Source organism: Rhodococcoides kyotonense (assembly GCF_001645385.1).
GTDB classification, from domain to species: domain Bacteria; phylum Actinomycetota; class Actinomycetes; order Mycobacteriales; family Mycobacteriaceae; genus Rhodococcoides; species Rhodococcoides kyotonensis_B.
Genome location: NZ_LVHI01000009.1, coordinates 1 through 22662, shown reverse-complemented (window position 1 = coordinate 22662; position 22662 = coordinate 1). Strand labels below are relative to the sequence as shown.

25 protein-coding genes are annotated in these 22662 nt (G+C 65.0%); 12 read left to right on the top strand and 13 right to left on the bottom strand.

Features of this window, described 5'->3' with window-relative positions; genetic code table 11:
* The first annotated feature begins 16 nt into the window (after window positions 1-16).
* Complete coding sequence (locus A3K89_RS06685) at window positions 17-1159, top strand: acyl-CoA dehydrogenase family protein (RefSeq protein WP_068423523.1); 1143 nt, start codon at window positions 17-19, stop codon at window positions 1157-1159.
* Complete coding sequence (locus tag A3K89_RS06680; RefSeq protein ID WP_068423522.1) at window positions 1159-1827, top strand: GntR family transcriptional regulator; 669 nt, start codon at window positions 1159-1161, stop codon at window positions 1825-1827. Before A3K89_RS06685 ends, A3K89_RS06680 begins: the two co-directional genes overlap by 1 nt.
* Here A3K89_RS06680 and A3K89_RS06675 read toward each other — a convergent pair.
* Window positions 1824-2435, bottom strand: a complete 612-nt coding sequence (locus A3K89_RS06675) for a TetR/AcrR family transcriptional regulator (protein WP_068423521.1) — start codon at window positions 2433-2435, stop codon at window positions 1824-1826. The genes A3K89_RS06680 and A3K89_RS06675 overlap by 4 nt on opposite strands.
* An 83-nt stretch (window positions 2436-2518) precedes the next feature.
* Here A3K89_RS06675 and A3K89_RS06670 point away from each other — a divergent pair, with 83 nt between their 5' ends.
* A complete protein-coding gene (locus A3K89_RS06670) occupies window positions 2519-3337 on the top strand; it encodes an oxygenase MpaB family protein (protein WP_068423520.1) in 819 nt (272 codons plus the stop codon).
* A gap of 60 nt (window positions 3338-3397) precedes the next feature.
* On the opposite strand, the gene A3K89_RS06665 is transcribed toward A3K89_RS06670, so the two are convergent.
* The 3 genes from A3K89_RS06665 to A3K89_RS06655 are packed head-to-tail and all read right to left on the bottom strand — an operon-like array spanning window position 3398 to window position 6686.
* Window positions 3398-5773: an FdhF/YdeP family oxidoreductase gene (locus A3K89_RS06665; RefSeq protein ID WP_068423519.1), complete on the bottom strand. Its 2376-nt coding sequence runs from the start codon at window positions 5771-5773 to the stop codon at window positions 3398-3400.
* 36 nt (window positions 5774-5809) lie between these two features.
* Window positions 5810-6070, bottom strand: a complete 261-nt coding sequence (locus tag A3K89_RS06660) for an acyl-CoA-binding protein (RefSeq protein ID WP_068423517.1) — start codon at window positions 6068-6070, stop codon at window positions 5810-5812.
* Window positions 6071-6104: 34 nt separating this feature from the next.
* Window positions 6105-6686 carry a TetR/AcrR family transcriptional regulator gene (locus tag A3K89_RS06655; protein ID WP_068423653.1) on the bottom strand — a complete coding sequence of 194 codons (582 nt, stop codon included), beginning with the start codon at window positions 6684-6686 and terminating at the stop codon, window positions 6105-6107.
* Between the two features lie 47 nt (window positions 6687-6733).
* Here A3K89_RS06655 and A3K89_RS06650 point away from each other — a divergent pair, with 47 nt between their 5' ends.
* The gene (locus tag A3K89_RS06650; RefSeq protein WP_068423512.1) at window positions 6734-7675 is read left to right on the top strand and encodes an oxygenase MpaB family protein; all 942 of its coding nucleotides are present in this window, start codon (window positions 6734-6736) and stop codon (window positions 7673-7675) included.
* 51 nt (window positions 7676-7726) lie between these two features.
* On the opposite strand, the gene A3K89_RS06645 is transcribed toward A3K89_RS06650, so the two are convergent.
* Together A3K89_RS06645 and A3K89_RS06640 are read right to left on the bottom strand one after the other, a co-directional pair.
* Window positions 7727-9043, bottom strand: a complete 1317-nt coding sequence (locus A3K89_RS06645) for a class I SAM-dependent methyltransferase (protein ID WP_068423510.1) — start codon at window positions 9041-9043, stop codon at window positions 7727-7729.
* Complete coding sequence (locus tag A3K89_RS06640; protein ID WP_068423508.1) at window positions 9040-10467, bottom strand: FAD-binding oxidoreductase; 1428 nt, start codon at window positions 10465-10467, stop codon at window positions 9040-9042. The genes A3K89_RS06645 and A3K89_RS06640 overlap by 4 nt, the downstream gene beginning before the upstream one ends.
* Before the next feature lie 284 nt (window positions 10468-10751).
* On the opposite strand from A3K89_RS06640, the gene A3K89_RS06635 reads away from it, so the two are divergent.
* Window positions 10752-11186 (top strand): SRPBCC family protein, encoded by a 435-nt coding sequence (locus tag A3K89_RS06635; RefSeq protein ID WP_068423646.1) that lies wholly within the window; start codon window positions 10752-10754, stop codon window positions 11184-11186.
* Here A3K89_RS06635 and A3K89_RS06630 read toward each other — a convergent pair.
* Window positions 11183-11830: an HTH domain-containing protein gene (locus A3K89_RS06630; protein WP_157105256.1), complete on the bottom strand. Its 648-nt coding sequence runs from the start codon at window positions 11828-11830 to the stop codon at window positions 11183-11185. The genes A3K89_RS06635 and A3K89_RS06630 overlap by 4 nt on opposite strands.
* 89 nt (window positions 11831-11919) lie before the next feature.
* Between A3K89_RS06630 and A3K89_RS06625 the strand changes: the two genes are divergently transcribed.
* From A3K89_RS06625 to A3K89_RS06610, 4 genes are all read left to right on the top strand, one after another.
* Window positions 11920-12627, top strand: a complete 708-nt coding sequence (locus A3K89_RS06625) for a siderophore-interacting protein (RefSeq protein ID WP_068423644.1) — start codon at window positions 11920-11922, stop codon at window positions 12625-12627.
* 71 nt (window positions 12628-12698) lie between these two features.
* A complete protein-coding gene (locus A3K89_RS06620) occupies window positions 12699-13037 on the top strand; it encodes a YbaB/EbfC family nucleoid-associated protein (protein WP_068423505.1) in 339 nt (112 codons plus the stop codon).
* A 10-nt stretch (window positions 13038-13047) separates the two neighbouring features.
* A complete protein-coding gene (gene recR, locus A3K89_RS06615) occupies window positions 13048-13656 on the top strand; it encodes a recombination mediator RecR (protein WP_068423503.1) in 609 nt (202 codons plus the stop codon).
* Window positions 13657-13789: 133 nt separating this feature from the next.
* Window positions 13790-14797, top strand: coding sequence for a type IV toxin-antitoxin system AbiEi family antitoxin domain-containing protein (locus tag A3K89_RS06610; protein ID WP_068423502.1), 1008 nt, complete (start codon window positions 13790-13792; stop codon window positions 14795-14797).
* 32 nt (window positions 14798-14829) lie between these two features.
* Here A3K89_RS06610 and A3K89_RS06605 read toward each other — a convergent pair whose 3' ends face one another.
* The 3 genes from A3K89_RS06605 to A3K89_RS06595 all read right to left on the bottom strand — a co-directional run bounded on the left by A3K89_RS06605 (window position 14830) and on the right by A3K89_RS06595 (window position 17842).
* A complete protein-coding gene (locus A3K89_RS06605; RefSeq protein WP_068423501.1) occupies window positions 14830-15540 on the bottom strand; it encodes a type 1 glutamine amidotransferase in 711 nt (236 codons plus the stop codon).
* A complete protein-coding gene (locus tag A3K89_RS06600; RefSeq protein ID WP_068423500.1) occupies window positions 15533-16798 on the bottom strand; it encodes a Mur ligase family protein in 1266 nt (421 codons plus the stop codon). Before A3K89_RS06600 ends, A3K89_RS06605 begins: the two co-directional genes overlap by 8 nt.
* 111 nt (window positions 16799-16909) lie before the next feature.
* The gene (locus A3K89_RS06595; RefSeq protein ID WP_068423499.1) at window positions 16910-17842 is read right to left on the bottom strand and encodes an EamA family transporter; all 933 of its coding nucleotides are present in this window, start codon (window positions 17840-17842) and stop codon (window positions 16910-16912) included.
* Window positions 17843-17914: 72 nt separating this feature from the next.
* Between A3K89_RS06595 and A3K89_RS06590 the strand changes: the two genes are divergently transcribed.
* Window positions 17915-18814, top strand: coding sequence for a LysR family transcriptional regulator (locus tag A3K89_RS06590; RefSeq protein ID WP_068423498.1), 900 nt, complete (start codon window positions 17915-17917; stop codon window positions 18812-18814).
* A 34-nt stretch (window positions 18815-18848) separates the two neighbouring features.
* Here the strand turns inward: A3K89_RS06590 and A3K89_RS06585 are convergent, their stop codons facing one another.
* On the bottom strand, window positions 18849-19241 hold the full coding sequence (locus tag A3K89_RS06585) for an SHOCT domain-containing protein (RefSeq protein ID WP_068423496.1): 393 nt from the start codon (window positions 19239-19241) through the stop codon (window positions 18849-18851).
* A gap of 126 nt (window positions 19242-19367) precedes the next feature.
* Between A3K89_RS06585 and A3K89_RS06580 the strand changes: the two genes are divergently transcribed.
* A complete protein-coding gene (locus A3K89_RS06580) occupies window positions 19368-19799 on the top strand; it encodes a DUF6325 family protein (protein ID WP_068423642.1) in 432 nt (143 codons plus the stop codon).
* A 10-nt stretch (window positions 19800-19809) separates the two neighbouring features.
* Entirely contained in the window at window positions 19810-20085 is a 276-nt protein-coding gene (locus A3K89_RS06575; RefSeq protein WP_068423494.1) for an SHOCT domain-containing protein, read from the top strand.
* Window positions 20086-20162: 77 nt separating this feature from the next.
* Here A3K89_RS06575 and leuA read toward each other — a convergent pair whose 3' ends face one another.
* Window positions 20163-21974, bottom strand: a complete 1812-nt coding sequence (leuA, locus tag A3K89_RS06570; RefSeq protein WP_068423641.1) for a 2-isopropylmalate synthase — start codon at window positions 21972-21974, stop codon at window positions 20163-20165.
* A 174-nt stretch (window positions 21975-22148) separates the two neighbouring features.
* On the bottom strand, window positions 22149-22382 hold the full coding sequence (locus A3K89_RS06565; protein WP_068423492.1) for a hypothetical protein: 234 nt from the start codon (window positions 22380-22382) through the stop codon (window positions 22149-22151).
* Window positions 22383-22662 lie beyond the last annotated feature (280 nt).

The following is a 22662-nucleotide window of genomic DNA, read 5'->3' as shown; positions in this document are numbered from 1 at the left end:
TTCTTCAGGAGCCAAGATGAGCACGGATTTCACGCAGGAACAGCAGTCGTTCGCTCGCGCCGTCGCAGATTTCTGCGCCAAGGAGGCAGGGACGCGAGGTCAGCGCGATGCCCTCACCGACCACGGCAAGCACACCCACAACCAGGCGCTGTACGAGAAGATGGCCGCGCTCGGCTGGCTCGGTGCAACGATCCCGGAAGAGTACGGGGGCGCCGACGGCAGCACCGTCGACATGTGCATCCTGCTCGAGCAGGCAGCCAAGGCCATGGCCCCGATCGGGGGCATCGGACCGACCCTGATCACCGGCGCCGCGTACGAGAAGTTCGGCACCGCGTCGCAGAAGGAGACCGTGCTCGGCGGCATCGTGGCGGGTCGCAGCTACTCGATCTCGATGTCGGAACCGGAGGCGGGATCGGACGTCGGGAATCTGAGTTGTCGTGCGGAGAAGACGGGCGACGGTTGGGTGATCGACGGACAGAAGACATGGTGTTCGAACGCGCATTTCGCGGATCGGATTCTGCTCGTCGCGCGAACGGGGCGTGGAGGCGGGAAGCATGAGGGGCTCACGATGTTCGATGTGCCCGCCGACGCGGACGGCCTGTCCATCGTGGGGATCGAGACGATGGGCGGGAAGGAAGTCAACGATCTGTACTTCACCGACTGTGCGTTGCCCGCGGACGCGGTCGTCGGCGTCGAGGGCCAGGGGTGGTCGCAGCTGATGACAGGTCTGAACATCGAGCGTCTGATCCTGGCGGCGATGATGCTCGGTACCGCACAGCGGGCGTTCGACGACACTCTCGAGTTCATCACGCAGCGGAAGCAGTTCGGACGACCCGTCGGCACGTTCCAGGCTCTACGGCATCGGATTGCGGATCTCGCGACGGAGATCGAGTGCGGTCGGCTGCTGGTCTACCACGTCGCTCGACTCGTGGACGAGAACCCGCAGAAGCTGTTTCCGCGGGAGGCGTCGATGGCGAAGTTGAAACTGACCGAGACGGCGAAGAAGGTTGCGCTCGAGGGCATGCAGATGATGGGCGGGTACGGCTACGCAACGGAGTTCGACATGGAGAAGCACGTGCGAACGACGCTGGTGTCGTCGATTTACGGCGGTACCAACGAAATTCAGCGCGACATCATCGGAAAGACCTACGGGCTCTGATGTCCGCACCCGCTCTGCGACGTAGACCCCAACTGTCGGAAGAGGTTGCCGGCCACCTCCGGGGGCAGATCATGTCCGGAGCCATCCGACCCGGTTCGTTCGTGCGGATCGACGAGACGGCGGTCGAACTGGGCGTCAGCGCGACACCCGTCCGCGAAGCGCTGGTGTGTCTGCGGGGCGAAGGGCTGGTCGAGCAGGTTCCGCACCGCGGCTATCGCGTCGGCGAGCTGTCCCGGGACGACATCGAGGACATCTTCTGGCTGCAGGGCACGATCGCGAGCAAGCTGGCGCGTCGTGCGGCGCGGGTGATCACCGCCGAGCAGATAGTGCAGCTGACGGGGTTGAACGGCTGTCTGCGAGATGCCGTCGGGCGTGCCGACGCGGAGTCGGTCGAGCGCTGCGAATTCGAGTTCCATCGAACGGTCAACAAGGTCGCGGGTGGCGTGAAGCTCGCGTGGTTCCTGTTCGGTGCGATTCGCTACACCCCGGCCCGGCTGTACGCGTCGGACCGTTCCTGGGGTGAGGAAGCGGTGCGCAGCCACGAGGCGTTGATCGCGGCATTTACCCGGCGGGACCTCGAATCGGTCGGTGAGCTGATGCGTCGACAGTTCGTGGATGGCGCAGAGCGTCTGATCGCGCACCTCGAACGCGTGGGGGTGTGGGGCTAGCGCTCGGGTGCCGCCGCGAGCAGCAGGTCCGAACACTGTGCGACGACGGCGTCCTCGTCGAGGTCCAGTTCACCGCCGAGCCATGCCGTGAGCACCTGGGCGAAGCCGCCGACGACGTACTGCGTCGTCAGGTCCAGGCTTCGATCGCCTGTGGTGCCGTAGAACTCCGACGCCTGTGCTGCGAGAAGTCCGGCGAACATGCGAGTCGACTCGGCTCGCTTGGCGGCGAGAACGTCGTTGCTCAGTGTGGCCGAGAAGAGGAGGCGGCCGCGTCGGGGATCCTCGGCGACCATGCGGACCACGGTCGCCACGGCAGCATGGACTCGTTCTTCTTCGGTCATCGGTGACGCGGCGACGGCGGCGAGAGTGGCTGTCGTCAGTTCGCCGACGACTCGGTCGTAGACGGCGTCCATCAAGGCGTTCTTGTCCGCGAAGCTCTCGTAGAAGTACCGCGACGCCACTCCCGCGGTACGGCAGACGCCGCGGACGCTGAGTTCGGGCTCGGTCGTTCCGAGCAGGTCGAGGCCCGCCTCGATCAGCACGCGCCGACGCTCGGCGACGCGCGCCGACCCGTCGACTCCGCCGTAGGTTCGCGGTGTCGGGGACATGTGCACATCTTGACACCCCGTGTCGTGTGCGCCTAGCGTCATCTGAACACACCCGTATGCAGATTCCGCCATTGGGGAGAGCGATGACTGCCGACAACGAACTACTCCGCAAGTCCATGACGGGCGTCGGCCTGCTCGCCGGAGGCGCCAACGTGATCATGCAGTTGGCTCATCCCAGCGTCGGCTACGGCGTCGTCGAGAGCCGCGTCGAAAGCGGTCAGATCAACCGGCATCCGATGAAACGCACTCGAACGACACTGTCGTATCTCGCGGTTGCCGGTATGGCCGACGACGACGTGAAGACGGCCTATCGGAGAGCCACCGACAGATCTCACGCTGCGGTGAGGTCGACCGCCGACAGTCCGGTGAAATACAACGCGTTCGATCCGAAGCTCCAGCTGTGGGTCGCAGCGTGCCTGTATCGGGGATTCGAGGACGTCTATCTCGCGCTGTACGACGCGCCCGAGCCGGGCTTCATCGACGAAATGTACAGCCGCAGCCATGTTCTGGGGTCGACGCTGCAGATGCCGCAGGACATGTGGCCCGCGGACCGTGCCGCGTTCGACAAGTACTGGGACGCCGCACTCGACGACGTGCACATCGACGCGACGGTTCGGCGGTATCTGTACGGCATCGCGTCCGCCACCTTCGTCAAGCCTGCTGTGCTGCATCCGTTGATCGGACCGTTCATGCGTTTCGTCACCACAGGCTTTCTGCCGCAACGATTTCGCGACGAGATGGAGCTGCCGTGGGACCCGGTGAAGGAGCGGCGGTTCGCGCTTCTGCTGCGAGTCCTGGCCCTGGGAAACCGGATGACTCCCGTCGTCGTGCGCCAGTTTCCGTTCAACGCCCTGCTCTGGGACGTGCGACGGCGAATGCGGTCGGGGCGGAAGTTGGTATAGGGCGCTACGCGCCACGTGCGCGCGAATGTATAGAGGGGTATACATTCGCGCGCACGGCGCCTAACTCAGATGATGCGGCTGCGGGTGCGTCTTGTGCGACCAGTCGGACCCCGTGTCGTCCTGGTGGCCGTGACCGACGGGCTCGCACGCTGTTCCCGCCCGAACGACCTGGATCACGACGGACTTCGACGTCGGACAGTTGCTTTCCATCGCCGTCGAGTCCAGTGGCACGAGCGGATTGGTCTCCGGGTAGTACGCCGCCGCGCATCCGCGCGGGGTGTCGTACTCGACGATCCGGAAGTTCGACGCGCACCGCTCGATGTCGTCGTCCTCCCAGCGCGTGACCAGATCGACGAAGTCGCCGTCCTGGAACCCGAGTGCTGCGATGTCGTCGCGATGCAGGAAGACGACGCGTCGGCCTCCCTCGATGCCGCGGTACCGGTCGCTCAGCCCGTAGATCGTCGTGTTGAACTGATCGTGGCTGCGCAGTGTCTGCAGCAGCAGGTGACCGTCGGGTACGTGCAGTACTTCGATCGGCGACGCGACGAATTCTCCCTTGCCGGAATCAGTTTCGAACGTCCGCGAATCGCGCGGGGGATGGGGAAGGATGAAACCGCCCGGGCGTCGAACATTCACTTCGTACCCCGCACACCCGGGTACGACGCGTGAGATGTGCTCGCGGATGAGGCGGTAGTCGTCGCGCATGCCTTTCCAGTCGATGCCGTACCGATCACCGATGGCGGCCTCGGCGATGCCGGTGAGAATCGCGACCTCGGAGCGCAGGTGCTCGCTCGCGGGCTTCAGCGGTCCGCGCGACGAATGGACCGAGCAGGTCGAGTCCTCCACCGAAATCCATTGCGGCCCAGTGGCTTGTACGTCTTTCTCGGTGCGGCCGAGGGTCGGAAGGATCAGCGCGGTGTCGCCGGTGACGAGATGGGACCGGTTGATCTTGGTCGAGATGTGAACGGTCATCGCGAGATTGCGCATGGCCTGGGCGGTGACGTCGGTGTCCGGCGTCGCCTGCACGAAGTTACCTCCGAGCCCGAGGAAGAACTGTGCCTTGCCGTCGCGCATCGCACGGATCGAGTCGACGGTGTCGTGTCCGTGCTCGCGCGGCGGGTCGAAGCCGAACTCCTTCTGGATCGAGTCCAGGAAGTGCTGCGGGACGCGCTCCCAGATGCCCATCGTGCGGTCACCCTGCACGTTGGAATGGCCGCGCACGGGAAACAGACCGGCCCCCTTCTTGCCGATATTGCCCTGTGCGAACGCAAGATTGGTGACTTCCTTGATCGTCGCGACCGCATTGCGGTGCTGTGTCAGGCCCATGGCCCAGCAGAACACGGTGGCCTTGGAGTCACGCAGCATCTTCGCGGCGTCGGTGATCTGCTCGCGCGTCAACCCGGTCGACGACGTGACGACGTCCCAGTCGACGGCGGTGACGTGCGCCTTCCAGTCCTCGTAGCCGTTCGTGTGCCGATCGATGAAATCGTGGTCGATGCAGTCCCATTCGACGAGCAGCGAGCCGAATGCTTGGAACAGCGCGAGGTCACCGTTGACCTTGATCGGCAGGTGCATGTCGGAGATGTCGGTGCCGGGCCCCACCATGCCGCGTGGTGTCTGCGGATTCTTGAAGTTGACGAGTCCCGCCTCGCGAAGCGGATTGATCGACAGAATCTTCGCGCCGTTCTGCTTGGCCTTCTCGAGCGCCGAGAGCATACGCGGGTGATTGGTGCCGGGGTTCTGGCCGGCGATGACGATCAGCTCGGCCGCGTAGACGTCCTCGAGCGTCACGCTCGCCTTGCCGATGCCGATCGACTCCTGCAACGCGATGGACGTCGACTCGTGGCACATGTTGGAGCAGTCGGGCAGATTGTTCGTGCCGAAGGCTCGGGCGAACAGCTGGTACACGAACGCCGACTCGTTCGACGCGCGCCCCGACGTGTAGAAGATCGCTTCGGTCGGATCGGCGAGAGACATCAGCTGGTCGCCGATGAGGCGGAACGCGTCGTCCCACTCGATCGGTTCGTAATAGCGCGCACCGGGCAGCTTCACCATCGGGTGCGTGATGCGACCCTGTTGGCCGAGCCAGTGTTCGGTGCGCGAATCGAGATCGGCGATGCTGTGCGCGGCGAAGAAATCCGGCGTCGCGCGTGTCGTCGTCCCTTCCTCGGCGACCGCCTTCGCGCCGTTCTCGCAGAACTCCGCGACGTGGCGATGGCCGGGGTCGGGATCCGGCCATGCGCAGCTCATGCAGTCGAAGCCCTCGGCCTGATTGAGGTCGAGGAGGGTCTTCGCGGTGCGCACCGGGCCCATATGGCCCAGCGCGCGTTTCATCGACACAGCGACCGCGGTCGCTCCGGCGGCATGGGTCTTGGGCTTCTCGATGTCGAGATCGGCCTCGTCGTAGTCGCGTACGTCGTGTTTGCCGGCGCGCATGTGGATCCTCTCGCAGTCGGGATCCGCGCCGAGAAGCTACCGTCCGAGGAGGCGGTCGACCAGGTCGACGTAGGACTGCTTCGCCGACTCCTGGTCGGTGCCCTCCAGCTTCGCCCAGGCGTCGTACTTGGCGCGGTTCACCATGTCCAGTCTTCCCGGGCGCTTACCCGTGACGTCGCCGTTCGAACCTTGTTTGTACAACGAATAAAGATTCAGCAGGTCGTCGTTGCTCGGCTTGGTCGTGAGCGTCTTGACGTCGATCTGGGCCTGCTGGAACGACGCATCGAGATCGGACATGGTGAGTGACTCCTCGGGTGTCGGCGGGCCTCGATCATGGCATGAAGGAGCCGGTTTTCCGGCCCGCTTCGGACACGAGTTCCACACAGTGGGCGACGAACTTCTCGCGTGGCACGGTGACGGTCCCGTCGAGATAGCCCGCGAACAACGCCGTCAGGGCGCCGACGACGCCCACCGCGACGAGCTGTGCGTCGTCGGCGTCTCGATCGGTGAGTTGCGCGCGTACCAGCTCGACGAACCCCGGCACGAGCGCGGCGCCGCTGCCGCCGAGCGCAGGCTCGGAAAGGGGGGCCAGGAGCAGGACACGTCCGACGGCCGGGTCGTCCAGCACGAGTTCGACGAAGGCTCGGACGGGTGCTTCGGCTCGCGCGTCGCCCTGCGCGTGTTCGACGGCTGATTCGATCGCCGCGCGCGCCCGCTCGCCCACCTGGGCGTAGACGGCGCGGACGAACTGGTCGCGGTCGGTGAAGCTCTCGTAGAAGTACCGCTCGGTGAGCTTCGCGGCCCGACAGACCGCCCGCACGCTGACCGATGGGCCTTCCGGGGCGCCGAGCAGGGACGTTCCGACGTCGAGAAGCGTCGTGAATCTCTGTCGGCGGCGATCGTCGATGCTCATCGCCGCGACCATTGACTACGCATGTTGTCAGATCCTAGTCTGACAACATGCGTAGTCAGTCCGGTGAGGAGCGACCGGTGCCACTCGGCCCCGACTCGCTGACGTGGAGGTACTTCGGCGATTGGCGCGGCATGCTGCAAGGCGTGTGGGCCGGGTCGATGCAGAACATGCATCCCGGGCTGGGCGCGGGCGTCGAGCAGCACTCGAGCTTCTTCGACGAGCGGTGGGAGCGGCTGTTCCGCTCGCTCTATCCGATCGGCGGCGTGGTGTTCGACGGCGACCGCGCCGAACGGACGGCGCTTCAGGTGCGCGGCTACCACGCCGAGATCAAGGGGGTCGACGCGCAAGGCAGGCGCTACCACGCGCTCGACCCCGACACCTTCTACTGGGCGCACGCGACCTTCTTCATGGGCACGATCATCACCGCGGATCACTTCATGGGCGGCGTCACCGACGAGCAGAAACGGCAACTGTTCGCCGAACACATCCAGTGGTATCGCCTCTACGGAATGAGCATGCGACCGGTGCCCGAGACGTGGGAGGACTTCCAGGTCTACTGGAAGCACATGTGCTGCGACGTGCTCGAGGACAACAAGGCGACGCGTGACGTGCTGGATCTGTCGCGTCTCGGGCCCCCGCCGTTCGCGTCGTGGATTCCGGGGCCGGTGTGGTCGGTGCTGCGCATTCCCATCGCCCGCGGATTCGTCTGGTTGACCGTCGGGATGTACGACCAACCGGTGCGAGATCTGTTGGGCTACAGCTGGAACCAGCGTGACGAGCGGATACACCGGCTCGTCGGGAAGGCGGTGAACGCGGCGTTCGCGTTCGTGCCGCGTCGCTACCGCATGCATCCGCGCGGCCGGGCCGGATGGGACCGGGCGACCGGGAGGGTGGCGTCGGACAGTCCGTTGCCGGAAACGCCTGCTCGCAATCTGCCGCCGCTGTCGGAACGCGACGACCCCAAGCATTACAGCCCTACGGTCACGTGAGTGGGAATGTATAGCCCTCTACACATTCCCACTCACGTGCGACGAAGTCGCCTACCCCTCCCACCACGGGCGCAGCGGGACATCCGCCTCGCCCTTCGGGCCGAGCTTGACGCCCAGAACCTGGTGCAGCTGAACGACGTTGCGCTCGAAACCAAGTCGCGATCCGGCCATGTACAGGCCCCACACGCGTGCCGTTCCGACGCCGGCTTCCGCGACACAGGCGTCCCAGTTGTCGACGAGGTTCTGGCACCACGCCTTCAGCGTCAGCGCGTAGTGCTCACGTAGGTTCTCCTCGTGCCGCACCTCGAGGCCGACGTCCTGCATCTCGGTGATGATGCGGCCCGAGCCGGTGAGCTCGCCGTCCGGGAAGACGTAGCGATCGATGAAAGCGCCTGCGCGAGCGTGGCTTCGGTTGTCCGGTCGCGTGATGCAGTGGTTGAGCACCCGGCCACCGACGCGAAGCTTGGACTTGATCGACTCGAAGTACGACGGGTAGTTGTGCACTCCGATGTGCTCGGTCAGCCCGATCGACGACACCGCGTCGAACTCGGTCTCGGGGATGTCGCGGTAGTCGGAGAAGCGCACCTCGGCGAGGTCGGACAGACCCTCGTCGGCGATCGCCTTCTGCGCCCACGCGGCCTGTTCCTTCGACAGGGTCGCACCGATCGTCTTGACGCCACGGCGGGCGGCGTAGCGCACCATTCCGCCCCAGCCGCAACCGATGTCGAGCAGACGATCGCCCTCCTTCAGTCCGAGCTTGTCGAACACGAGGCGGTACTTGTTCTCCTGCGCCTGTTCGAGGCTGTCGCCGGAGGAGGTGTACGCCGCGCACGTGTACGTCATGGAGGGCCCGAGCACGTACTCGTAGAAGGTGTTCGACACGTCGTAGTGATGCGAGATGGAATCGGCGTCACGAGTCTTGGAGTGACGCAACCCTTCTGCGATCCGACGCCACCGCGGTACGACTTCCTGCGGGGGAGGTGCGATGGGACGCAACAGGTCCCAGCCGAGAGAGCGAGTGATCGACGCGAGGGTCAGTGCGCTCGGGCGTCGAAAATGCAGTTCGTCGCCCATCATGCGCAGGAGGTCGTACGGGTCGCCCGGATGTACGCCGATCGCCTCCAGGTCGCCCGAGACGTAGGCGCGAGCCATACCGAGATCGCCAGGGGCTGTCGCGAGATACGTCGTTCCTCGCGGGCTCTTCAGGTCGAGGCCGAGCGCAGCATCCTCCGGGCCCGCGGCGCTGCCGTCGTATGCGGTGAACCGGAGAGGGATGTTGCCGTCGGAAAGAAGTTCGAGAATTTCGGAAATGGTGAGCTTGTGCGCTCTCGCTGCGTCGCGGGTACCGGGCTCTTTGAATGTCGTCATTTTCTTTGCACCGCCTTCGAATACATGTCCAACAGACGTGATGTGGGGTCGTAACGCTTCTTGAGTTCCTTGAATTTCGCGCCGCCGTAGAGCGCGGCGAACTCGTCCTCGGTGTAGAACGCCTCCGAGTAGAGAGATTTGTGCCCGCCGAACTCGGTCACCTTCTTCTCGATCGCGCGGTTCGCCGCACCTTCGGGCTCGCCTGGGACGATCGGAACCGAGGACCAGAAGCCGACGTTGACGTAGGTCCGCTTCGGTTCGAGGGGGTACAGGGGCCACGGCCGGGCTGCGTCGGCGCCGGGTGCGGCGGGTTCGCGAAGTCGTAACGGGCACAACCACAACGGCTCGATCGGGATTTCGTCCAGGAACCAGTGCACGAACGCGGCGGTGTTCTCGATCGGCACTTCGATGTCCTGTACGACGCGTTCGCGCGGTGGGTTGCCCTTGCGTGCCTCGAGGCGGTCGGCGATGTCGTACTTCTGGTCGAGTCCGATGAGCTTCCAGTAGAAGCTGGAACGGCGGTACTTCGTCGGCCAGAAACGTCGAATCCTCGGATTCTGCGTTCCGAACGCACGCGAGCACCAGAACCAGTCGGTGTCCCACCGCCACAGGTAGTCGTGGATGGTGAGTCGATCGGACTTGGGCGTGCTGCCCGTGTGTTGAATCGAGCGGTAGTAGATCTTCGAGCCGGCGTGGTAATCGCTGACCGGGCCGGGTTCGGCAGTCTGCACGCCGAGCGTCAGGTAGCTCTCGGTCGCGGAGAAGACGACGCCGTCGAGATAGTGGACTGCGATGCCGTCGTACTCACGCTCGGTGGCGATGCGGTCCATCGTGGCCTGCATCGTCTCGAGGTCGTCGAAACGCACGTGCCTCAGCGCGACGTACGGCAGGACGGGTTCGAGGCGAATCTTCAGTCTGGTGGCATAGCCGAGCGTGCCGTACGAGTTGGGAAAGCCCCAGTACAGCTCGGAGTTCTCGCCTTCTGGTGTTGCAGTGAGGATCTCGCCGCTGCCGGTCAGGATGTCCATCTCGAGGACGGATTCGTGGGGCAGGCCGCTGCGAAACGACGTGCTCTCGATGCCGAGGCCGGTGACCGCACCGCCCAGGGTGATCGTCTTGAGCTGGGGGACGACGAGAGGAGCCAGGCCGTAGGGAAGCGTCGCGTCGACGAGGTCCTCGTAGGTGCACATGCCCGCGACATCTGCGGTGTTGTCCTGAGGGTTGACCGAGATGACGCGCGAAAGGCCGGACACGTCGAGGCCGGGCGCGTTCGCGACGGCCCGCGTACGGAAGAGGTTCGACGTCTTCTTCGCCAGCCGAACCGTCGCATGGGAAGGAATGGCGCGGTAGCTTCCGAGTAGCTGCTCGACCCCCGCCCGATGTGCCGCGAAACCGGTTTCCCTCGGTTCGGGCCTTCGTCTCATGAACCCTCTCGCTGAAGCCACAGGAAGACGCTATCGCCACGGGTCGCTCGGAGCCACCGCGATTGCTGCGCGCGCGGGCAAATTTCACTGAAATGTTGCTCCGTTCGCGCTGGATAACGGTGCAAAAGCGACAAATGGTTGCGTTCTACATCTTTTTTGTCGCGCTGAGAAAGTGTGCCGTGAACCATCTCACATCGCCGTATCCGTTCGTAGCCGAGCGACCCCTCCTGAAGGCAGGATGGAAAACGGACATGTTCGCTCGGTACGCACAAGGAGATTCGCCCGTGGCACAGGTAAGCGCCAGCAGTTCCATCACCCTCGCTCAGTCGCCCGATCAGGTGTTGGCAGCGCTCACCGACTACGAGACGGTTCGACCTCGTATTCTGCCCGAGCAGTACCTCGACTACACCGTCCTCGAGGGCGGTCAGGGCGCAGGCACGGTTGCTCAGTGGACCCTGCAGGCCACGTCGAAGCGTTCGCGGAACGTCAAGGCCACGGTCAGCGTCGACGGTTCGACCATCACCGAGCGCGACGCGAACTCGTCGATGGTGACCACTTGGACCGTTGCGCCGTCGGGATCGGGTAGCGAGGTCACGACGACGACCGAATGGAAGGGCGCAGGCGGCATCGGCGGCTTCTTCGAGAAGACGTTCGCGCCCCTCGGGCTGAAGAAGATCCAGGCGCAGACGCTGGCCAACCTGGAGAAGGAAACCCGCTAACGCTCGTCGAACCGCGGGTCGCCGATCACAGCGACTGCGCCGACGACGGCGGCCCGCATCGACCATTCGAAGTCCGAGTCCAGACTTCGACTCTCCGCATCCACGCCCAGCGGAATCACGCTCAGGTCGTCTCTGGCCACCATCGCAGGCTGGTTCTGCCGCCTGTCCGGGGTGTGGACGAGTTCGGCCAGCGCGATGGCGTGTTCCGCCACCGTCGCGACCGCCCACACCGCCTGCGTGGGGCTCAGGTCGTACTGGGTCGCGTACCGCTGCTGCACCGCGTCGATCTTCGCGAGTGCATGGTGCGACCCGGCGCCGATGTTCACCAGGTAGTGCGCGATACCGGGATGCCCGTGAACGAGCCGACGTAGATCGATGGCGAGGCGCATCAGAGCGTCGTGCAGCGATTCGCCGTCCGCGGGTGCGGGAAAATCCCACCGCCGCAGGATCTCTTCCGCGACGAGATCCTTCACGGCGTCGATGCCGTCGATGTTGTTGTAGATCGCGACGATGCTGACCCCGAGCTTCTCGGCGAGCGTCTTGACGGTCACCTTCGGCAGCGTCAGTTCGATGCCTGCCGCCGTGATCGTCTCCGGGGTCACCCGGCGTCGGCGTCCGGCGGCGGGTCGGATCTCGGCCTGCATACACAAAGCATACGAGTAACCCGGCTGGTGCGAGGGCGTCGCCGAAGTTTAGCCTTACTCAAGTAGTGATGACTTCCGGGAGGTGGGTCATGACGGTTCCAGAATCGGGACCAGGCTTCTACGAGCCGGCTCTGCGGACGCTTGCTGTCAGTCGGCCGCGGCCAGGGGTGCTGCGCATGACGTCGATGGTGACGCCGACTCGTCATGCCGCCGACTGGGACGCGCTCAGCATCACGGAGTGGCTGCAGTTCCCCGGCGTTCCGTCCCTCGACATCACGGTGCGGCAATTCGACGCCGACCGCGGCATCCTGGACATCGAATTCAGCCCCAGCCTCGAGAACACGATCATGCAGCGCTGGCTCGGATCGATCGAGGTCGGTTCCTCGACGCCCATCGGCGGGCCCAGAGGCAGAGGTCTTCCGAACTTCGAGAGTGGTCGACGCGTCCTGCTGTTCGCCGACGAGGCGTCCGTGCCGGCAGTGCGCGCGATACTGCAACAGTGGCCCGCGTCGGCCACCGGAACGGTGTGGTTGGACACGCCCGACCCCGCCGCAGTCGCGGAACTACCCGTCGTCGACGGCGTCGGCGTCGTCAGCTTCCACGTCGGTATGGGGTTCGACCCGCTGGTGACCGCAGCCAGGCGCTCCGACATGGACTCGACCACCACCGTCTGGGCGGCCGGTGAGCGTTCACGGATGGACGCCATTCGGGCGGTCTGCCAGGACGCGGGGCTGTCCGCGGACGATACGAGGATCTTCGGATACTGGTCGGACGACAGGCGTGGTCGCCGCGGCTAGGGGCGGCAGCGGGTGTGCTGGACCGGATCCCTACTAGGCTGAACGCGACAGTGCGACGAGAGGATTCTTCAGTGCAACCCGGTGAGCAGCCAGACATCGCGTCGATCATGCAGCAGGCGCAGCAGATGCAGCAGCAGTTGATGGCCGCGCAGGCGGAGATCTCACAGGCGGAGGTGTCCGGACAGGCCGGCGGGGGTCTCGTGCGGGCGACCGTGAAGGGCACCGGCGAACTCGTCGGGCTCACGATCGATCCGAAGGTCGTCGATCCCGACGACGTCGAAACGTTGCAGGATCTGATCATCGGAGCCGTGGCCGACGCGTCGAACGCTGCGCAGTCGGTTGCGGCGGAGAAGCTCGGCCCTCTCGCGGGTGGTCTCGGCGGCGGTTCGCTCGGCCTTCCCGGCTTCTGAGGACGGACACGTGTACGAAGGTCCTGTTCAGGATCTGATCGACGAGCTCGGCAAGATGCCGGGCGTCGGCCCGAAAAGCGCGCAGCGCATAGCCTTTCACTTGTTGGGCGTCGAGCCGCCCGAGGTGGAGCGGCTCATCAAGGCCCTGCAACGTGTGCGTGACGGCGTCCAGTTCTGCACGGTCTGCGGCACGGTGTCCGACAAGGAGCTGTGCCGCATCTGTGCCGATCCGCGACGTGACCGCAGCATCATCTGCGTCGTCGAGGAACCGAAAGACGTTCAGGCAGTGGAACGTACACGCGAGTTCAAGGGTCGATACCACGTCCTCGGCGGCGCACTCGACCCGTTGAACGGCGTCGGACCGGACCAGTTGCGCATTCGAGAGTTGTTGATGCGCGTCGGGAATCAGGACGACGGCGTCGACGTCGCCGAAGTCATCATCGCCACCGACCCGAACACCGAGGGTGAGGCGACGGCGACGTACCTGGTGCGCATGATGCGGGACTTCCCGGGACTTGCGATCACCCGGCTGGCCTCCGGGCTGCCGATGGGTGGGGATCTGGAGTTCGCGGACGAGCTCACCTTGGGGCGCGCTTTGACGGGTCGTCGAGCGTTGTAGGCGGCTTCGCCGCCCGTGCGCGCGAATGTATAGCGGGCTATACATTCGCACGCACGGGTGGGTTGTCCACAGGCTGTGGATAACCCCGGTTTTTCGACCGTCCGAGAGGACGGCGTCGTGCATTCTGTGCCGCATGAAAATCGCAACCACCGCGAGTCGGCAGCAACTTCTGGATTCGCAGCACGGGCTGCTGACAGCACGTCAGCTGTACGATCTGGGATGTCGACCCGAGTCCATAAGGCACGCAGTCGAATCCGGACAGTGGCTGCGAATCTTCCGCGGCGTCATCTCGCTGACGAACGGACCGCTCACCCGGGATATGAAGTTGTCGGCGGCACTTCTGTATGCAGGGCCGAGTGCCTTGCTCAGCCACGAGACGGCAGCCGAAGAGTGGCGATTGCAAAGACCAGCAGACGGTCCCGTTCACGTCACCGTCCGATACGGAGCGTCGGCGGTCAGTCAACCTCCGACGATGAGGCAGTCGACAGCACGACCGACGTCGGCGTCCAATTCGATGATCCACCCGGGCGTCGTCGTACATCGGTCGCGAGCACTGAAGCACATCGGCGTGGACGTCGATCCCCGTCGGACCAGCAAGGTGGATACTGCGCTGGATCTGGCTGTCGCAGAACCTACGTCGCGAGCCGCGTCGATTCGGCTGGTGTCCACGATGTCGGCGGGGGCAATCTCCGTCGACGCCATGCGACGCAAGATCGAGCATCGACGGCCGAGACGCTACGCCGCGACGATCGCGGACACCCTGGACCTTCTCCGGAATGGGGTGCATTCGGCGTTGGAACACCGATACGTCCTCGATGTCGAACAGGCGCATGGGTTGCCTTCGAGCGCGCGCCAGGCGCCACATCACGTCGACGGGCGGACGCTTTTCGAGGACGTCCTGTACGAGGAAGTGGGACTCATCGTCCGGCTGGACGGTCAGGCATTCCATTCGGCGAAACAGCGTCGCTTCCGGGATCGACGGCGCGACAATGCCGCAGAACTCGGAGGCCTACCTCGTCTCGTCTACGGGTGGGACGAGGTGACGAAGGATCCGTGCGGGGTGTACTCCGAGGTGCGGGCGGTGCTGGTCAGGGAGGGATGGGACGACACGTCGTTTCCCTGTGAGCGGTGCGCGTCGTGAGTGCGAATGTATAGAGGGCTATACATTCGCGCTCACGTGCGGCGAAGCCGCTCTCTCCGAAGCTGCGTGACTTCCTCCAGCTCCAGGGGAGCCAAGGTCGACCCCGTCGCCTTCTCCAGCAAGTAGTCCGCCAGCTGCGGATTCCGGGCGAGCAACGGACCGTGCATGTACGTGCCGATCACCGACCCCTGTACGACGCCTTCACGCCCGTCGCCGACGCCGTTGCCGATTCCGCTCACGACCTTGGCCAGCGCACCGGCGTCGGGACCCAGAGTCGTTCCGCCGCGGTGGTTCTCGAATCCGGTCAGCTTGTCGGTGAGGCCGTCGAGAGTCGGCTCGGAGATGACCTCACCGATGGAACGTACGTCCTGCGGCGACGTCGTCACGTCGAACAGCGAGATGCCGTCGACGCGTTCGCCTGCGGACGTCTCGTACCAGTGACCCAGGACCTGGATGGCCGCGCAGATCGCCAGTACCGGAACGCCGCGAGCCGCTGCGTTCTGCAGTCCGGGGTACTTCGTCAGATGTCGGGTCGCGAGCCGTTGCGCCGAATCTTCGGCTCCGCCGAGGGTGTACAGGTCGAGCGATTCCGGCACGGGATCGTTCAGCGTGATGTGCACGACCTCGGCGTCGATGTCGCGCATGCGCAAACGTTGTTTCAGCACGAGCGCGTTTCCGTTGTCGCCGTAGGTGCCCATGACGTCGGGCAGTACGAGTCCGATGCGGACGGCGGACTCAGACATCGTTCACCTCGCGTGCGAGTGCGCGCCCGAGATCACGGAACGCGGTGTAATTGGCGAGCACCTCGACGCGCCCGGGCGGACAGGATGCGATGGCCTTCAACGGATCTGCGATGGTCGTGTGCTTGGATCCGGCGTACAACAGTCGGACACCGAGATCGGTGGCCCGTTCACCGGATGCGACAACCGCGACGTTCTCGAAATGTTCGAAGCGAACGTCCCACAGCCACGACAGGTCCTCGCCGTCGGGTACCTGCCCGTTGACGGCGATGACGAGGCCGTCGACCGTCGGATCGATCATCGACAGCGCTTCCTGCCAGCCAGCGGGGTTCTTCGCGAGAAGCATTCGGACGGAATGAGATCCGTACTGCACCGTCGAATAGCGTCCGGCAACTTCGTTCACCGTGGACGCCGCGCGAACGGCATCCTCCGGAGTCGCTCCCAGCGTGACGGCTGCGGCGACGGCCTGAGCTGCGTTGCCGCGGTTGGCTTTTCCGGGTAGTGCCAACGACATCGGAATCTTCAGGCCGTCGGGCCCGTAGAGATTGTCGTCGTCGAGCCACCAGTCGGGAGTCGGCCTGGCGAAATCGCTTCCTGTCGAGTACCAGTGCTCGCCGTCCCAGATGATCGGCTCGCCGGTGCGCGGGCAACTGACCGAGTCGCCTGCCCAGCCGCCGCCCGCGGCCACCCACACCACGTTGGGAGCGTCGAATGCCGCGGACGTCACCAGGACGTCGTCGCAGTTGGCGATCACGACGGACTCCGGATGACGGGCGAGCCCTGCCCGAAGCTTCCGCTCGATCATGTTGATCTCGCCGACGCGGTCGAGCTGGTCGCGGCTGAGGTTCAGCAGCACGACGGCAGCGGGGGAGACGGCGTCGCACACGTGCGGAACGTGGAGCTCGTCGACCTCGAGAGCCGCGAGCGGCGCGTCGATGTGCGCGTGCAGCGCCGCGACGATCCCGGCGTCCATGTTGGCGCCGTCGGCCTGCGTTGCGACCTCACCGAGCGTCGAGAGCGCGGCTGCGGTCATACGCGTCGTCGTCGATTTGCCGTTCGTGCCGGTGACGACCACTGTGCGACGGCCGGAGCCGAGCCCCGTCAGAATGTCGGGATCGATCTTCAGGGCAACCAGCCCGCCGATCATCGACCCCTTGCCGCGGCCTGCCTTGCGCGACGCCCATGTGGCGGCCTCCGCGGCCTTCAAAGCCAGCCGGCCGCGCGCGCCTATCGCGGCCTTGCGCTCACCCGTTCGAACCATGCGCCGAGTCTGGCACAGACCTGTCCGGCAGCTCTCGTCGGAAGGTGGCTCGGCCGGGGAATCAGGCCGATGACGAGGGGAAGATCACGCCGGTGGGATAAACGATCGCAGTCAGGTGGAGGCCGTCGCGCGTCTGGTCGGAAGAGCCTCCGGCCGTGTCGCCTTCTGCACTCCCCCCAGACATCCGGCGATCACGACAGCGCCGCCGATCAACGACAACGGGCTCGGTTCCTCGCTCAGGAACAGCCAGGCACCCGCGATCCCGACGACGGGCACCAACAGCGAAAACGGTGCGACGACGCCCGCCTGATAGCGGCTGATCAGGATTGTCCACAGTCCCGAACCTGCCAGCGTTCCGAACACGGCGATGTAGCCGACCCCGGCCAGGGCCTGCCATGCCTCGGGGCTGAACGCGTCCGCAAGCGCGACCCAGCCCGTCGTGGGCCCCTCGGTGATCGCCGACAACGCCAGCATCGGGACGGGCGGTACAACGCACATCCACAGCATGAGCCGCATCGCTTGCCCGGGGGTGGAGTGACCCGACCAGGTCGAGGCAGCCAGCTTGTTACCGAGGTTGCCGAAGGCCCAGCTGAGGCCGGCGAGCAGCGTCAGCAGGACGGGAAGCAGTGTCGCGGCCTGGGCGCGGTCGTAGCCGATGAGCGCCATCCCCGCTATCGCGACGGAGATGCCGAGAATCTGGCGCCTGGTGATGCGTTCGCGCAGGAGAAGGGCGCCGAGGACGACCGTGAACGGCGCCGACGACTGCAGGACCAGCGACGCGAGCCCGGTCGGCATCCCCGCGTTCATCGCGCTGAACAGGAACGCGAACTGAAGAACCCCGAAGCCCACGCCGTAGAGCAGCAGCCACTTGATCGGGACCTTCGGCGGACGAACGAAGAGCAGCACCGGTACTGCGATGACGAGGAATCGCAGAGCGTTGAAGAAGAATGGAGGGAACTGATCGAGCCCGACGCGTATGGCCAGGAAATTCAGGCCCCACAGGACGGCGACAAGGATACCGAGGCAGCGGTCGCGGGTGTTCACTCGTTCATCGTCAGGTCTACCCACGTGTCAGCACAATCGAATGTTGCGACACCGACACTTAAGATTCGCTACATGAACGTCGAGCGCCTGCGAATACTGCGCGAACTTGCCGACCGCGGAACCGTCGGTGCCGTCGCAGTCGCATTGTCTTTGACGCCGTCGGCCGTGTCCCAGCAACTCAAACTGCTCTCGAAGGAGGCAGGGGTCGCGTTGCTGGAACCCGACGGGCGCAGACTCCGCCTCACCGACGCCGGCCATGCCCTCGTCCTTCGGGCCGACGAGGTCCTCGGGGCCTTGCGTCGAGCGACGGCCGAAATGGAGTCGTACAGTGCGTCACCGAAAGGGCGCGTGCGCGTCGCGCTGTTTCCGTCCGGTGCCGCTCTGTTGCTGCCGGGGGTTCTGGACCGCCTGCGAGACAGCGGGACACGAGTGGTTGCGCGTGACGAGGACCTACCCGCCTCGTCGGTGCCGGCGCTGCTTGCCGACTACGACGTCGTACTCACCCATCGCGACGATCGAGCACCGGCAACCGCTGCCGCGCGCATCGAAGTGGAATCCCTGATGCGTGAGCCGATCGACCTCGTGCTCCCGCCGAGTCATTCGTTGGCGTCGAGGCAGTCGGTCGATCTGCGCGAACTCGCCGACGAGCACTGGATCAGCGTCCGTGGCGGTTTCCCGGTCGACGACGTGTTGCTGTCCGTCGCCGCGGCAACCGGGGTGCAGCCTCGTGTGGTCCAGCGTATCAACGACTTCCGGGTCACCGAGGAATTGGTGGCGCGAGGCCACGGGGTCGCTCTACTGCCGCGATATGCCGTCGTACATCCTGCGCTCGTGCGTATTCCACTGTCAGGAGTGCGAGCAGGCAGGATCTACGAACTCGCGACGCGACCCCGTGCTCGCGAGCTGCCGGCCGTGAGGGCGGTGGTGGAGGCGTTCGAGGCGGAGGCTGCGCGTGTGCACGGAAATCCGTAGCCGTCCATGTATTTTCGTGCACATGCTCTGAGCGTCAGCGAAGAGCTTTCTCCTTCAGCTGTGAGAACTCCTCCTGCGAGATGGTGCCGTTGTCGAGGAGTGTCTTCGCGTGCGCGATCTCCTCGGCGGACGTACGGCCTGCCACCTGCTTGATGTATTGGTCCTGCTCGTCTTTCGCGTGCTGGACGGCGGCCACCTGCCGTTTCGTCATGTCGCCGCCCTTGACGATGATGTAGATCAGCGCGGTCAAGAAGGGCGCAACGATGAGGAAGAAGATCCAGATCGCCTTGACCCATCCCGACGTCTTGTGGTCGCGGAACAGGTCCCCGATGATCGAGAACAGCACCATCAGGTAGGCCACGAACGCGAAACTCACGATTACCAACCAGAGAAAATCCCAGAACGAGTCCACGGCTTGCTGCTCCATTCCGCTGATAGTGAATCCAGACAGCTCATCGTGGCTCGGACGCGCAACTTGATCATCATCCGAAACAGGTGAATTCACCCGCGCCGGATGATGCGCAGGCGCAGGGCGCGGAGAAGCATCGTGACGATGAACGAGACGATGTTCGACGTGGGTCCGGTGGGCGTTCTCGTGGTGACGTTTCCCGGCGATCGAGCCGACCCCGCCGTCGTCGCCGCGCTGGCGCAGGTCGTCGAGCAGCGTGTGATCACGCTGCTCGATCTCGTGTTCATCGGCCGCAGTCTCGACGGATCACTGCGGCAGGTCGATGTCGACGAGGCTCTCGACGACGTCGGACTCGAAATTCTCTCGCTCGAAGCGAAAGCTCTCATCAGCGACGAGGACCTCGACGTCGTGCGGGACACGCTCGAGCCGGGCACGTCGGCGGCGATACTCGTCTACGAGCAGACATGGGCGCGCACGCTGTCGCATGCGTCGCGCGAAGCCGGAGGAGATGTGGCGCTTCACGTCCAGATCCCCAGGGAAACAGTCGAAGTCGCGCTCGCGGCAGCACTGGTGTAGGAGGCAGACGATGGTGTTCGGACGCGGCCGCGTGGGCAGGCCGGGACTCCTCGGAACGGTGGCGCGCACGGCGGTGGTCGCGGGAACCGCCAACGCGACCAACAACATGATGAACCGCCGCAGGCAGGAGCGCGAGCAGCCGCAGCAGCCGCCCAGACAGGCTCCCTCACCCGATACGGGAGACGACCTCGTCGGCAAGATCCAGAAACTCGCGGACCTGCGCGACCAAGGAATTCTCGACGACGCCGAATTCGCGAAGGCGAAAGCCTCGCTACTCGGCACCTAGAGCACCCCGGGGGCGGTGGAATCGGAAGGGCCCTGTATCAGCCGATTTCGGCGGATACAGGGCCCTTCCGGTGGTGCTTACTTCAGCGCGCGGTTGACCGCCGAGACGACTGCGCGTAGGGACGCCGTCGTGATGGAGGTCGCGATGCCGACGCCCCAGACGGTGACGGCATCGCCGTCGGGTCCGGTGACCGAGGCTTCGACGTACGCGGCGGCCTGGGCGTCGTCGCCCGCCGACATGGCGTGCTCGGAGTAGTCGAGGACGCCGATGTCGTAGCCGACGGTGGAGAGGGCGTCGACGAAGGCAGCGAGCGGTCCGTTGCCGTGGCCGTTGATGTCCTGTTCGACGCCGTCGATCTTCACCGTCGCGACGATCTGGTCGGTGCCACCGTCGGTTTCGGCGGCGATGACCTTCTGCTTGATGCGCTCGAGCGGTCGGATCGGGCTCAGGTACTCGTCGGCGAAGACGTCCCACATCTCCTTCGGCGACACCTCGCCGCCCTCACCGTCGGTGATGCGCTGAACGGCCTGCGAGAACTCGATCTGCAGTCGACGCGGCAGCGCGAGACCGTGATCGGACTTCATGATGTAGGCGACGCCGCCCTTGCCCGACTGCGAGTTGACGCGGATGACGGCTTCGTACGTGCGTCCGACGTCCTTCGGGTCGATCGGCAGGTACGGAACCTGCCACAGAATGTCGTCGACGTCCGAATCCTGCTCGTCCGCAGCAACTTTCATTGCGTCGAGGCCCTTGTTGACGGCGTCCTGGTGGCTGCCGGAGAACGCGGTGTAGACCAGGTCGCCGCCGTAGGGGTGCCGCTCGTGCACTGGCAGCTGGTTGCAGTATTCGACGGTGCGGCGGATCTCGTCGATGTTGGAGAAGTCGATCTGCGGGTCGATACCGCGCGTGAACATGTTCAGGCCCAGAGTCACCAGGCATACGTTGCCGGTGCGCTCACCGTTGCCGAACAGGCATCCCTCGATACGGTCGGCGCCTGCCTGGTAGCCGAGTTCGGCTGCGGCGACACCGGTTCCGCGGTCGTTGTGCGGGTGCAGCGACAGAATGATGCTGTCGCGACGGTTCAGATTGCGGCTCATCCACTCGATGGAGTCCGCGTAGACGTTCGGCGTCGCCATCTCGACCGTGGCGGGCAGGTTGAGGATGATCGGCTTCTCGGGCGTCGGATCGATGATGTCGACGACGGCGTCGCACACCTCCTTGGCGTACGCGAGCTCGGTGCCGGTGTACGACTCGGGCGAGTACTCGTAGCGCCAATCGGTGTCGGGGTAGTTCGCGGCGACCTCGAGGCACTTGCGTGCGCCGTCGGTCGCGATCTTCTTGATGACGTCGCGGTCGGCCTTGAACACGACGCGACGCTGCAGGATCGACGTCGAGTTGTAGAAGTGCACGATGACGTTGCGTGCGCCCTCACAGGCCAGGTAGGTGCGCTCGATCAGCTCGGGGCGACACTGCGTCAGGACCTGGATGGTCACGTCGTCGGGAATGGCCCCGTCTTCGATGATCTCGCGAACGAAATCGAAGTCGGTCTGGCTGGCGGACGGAAATCCGACCTCGATCTGCTTGTAGCCCATGCGGACGAGCAGATCGAACATGCGACGCTTGCGCGCCGGGCTCATCGGGTCGATCAGCGCCTGATTGCCGTCACGCAGGTCGACGGCGCACCACTGGGGTGCACGGTCGGTGACCTTGTCGGGCCACGTGCGGTCGGGGAGCGTGACGGGCTCTACCTCTTCCGCGAACGGGCGGTAACGGTACGTCGGCATCGACGAGTTCTTCTGTGTGTTCCACACAGGCTGGTCGCTGGGCGCGGGGCGCGACGGCGGGGTGATGGTGCGCGATCCGGACGTGAATGCGTCAGCTGGTGACATGGTCTCATCTCCGAGGTTCAAAGCTGATTTGATGATCGACCGGCGCGATGAAACCCCGCGACGGGAAGCCAGTCTGGATCAGACCCCGTCGCGGCGATCAAGAAGAAGCGCGCGCTGCATGAGTGCGAGTGTACTACCGGACACAAGCCTTCGACGGTCGGGTTGGCTCGCAGATCAGTCCGGAAGCCGCCTGAGCTCGACGAGCGTGAGGCCGAGAGCGTCGAATCGAGCCAACATTCCGCGGAGGGCGGTCTCGTCGTCCAACGGACCGAACAGGCGGGTGTAGGGCTGCGGAATCGAGGAGACGGCCAGGTCCGGGAACGCGGCCATCGCGCGTTCGGACAACGAACCTTCGACGACGAATTCGTAACGGACCCCTCCTGGATAGGCGTCGGCCTGCTGCGCCATGGTGCCGCTCCTTCTCGGATCCGCACTTCGAGTGTCGCTTCCCAGAGTGCCTGGTAGCGGGGGTCGGGTCATCACCCGCAGATGGTGATAAGCGGCTTCGCCGCACGTGCGCGCGAATGTATAGCCCGCTGTACGGCGGTCTCAAGCAGTCATCGCAACGTGCCTGATCATTGAGGGATGGTTGCGATGGGACGTCCGGTGTACACCCATGAGGTGCGGATGCTGTTCTGGGTTCTGTTGGGTTGGGGCTCGACGGTGAAAGAGGCCGCCGAGGTGATCG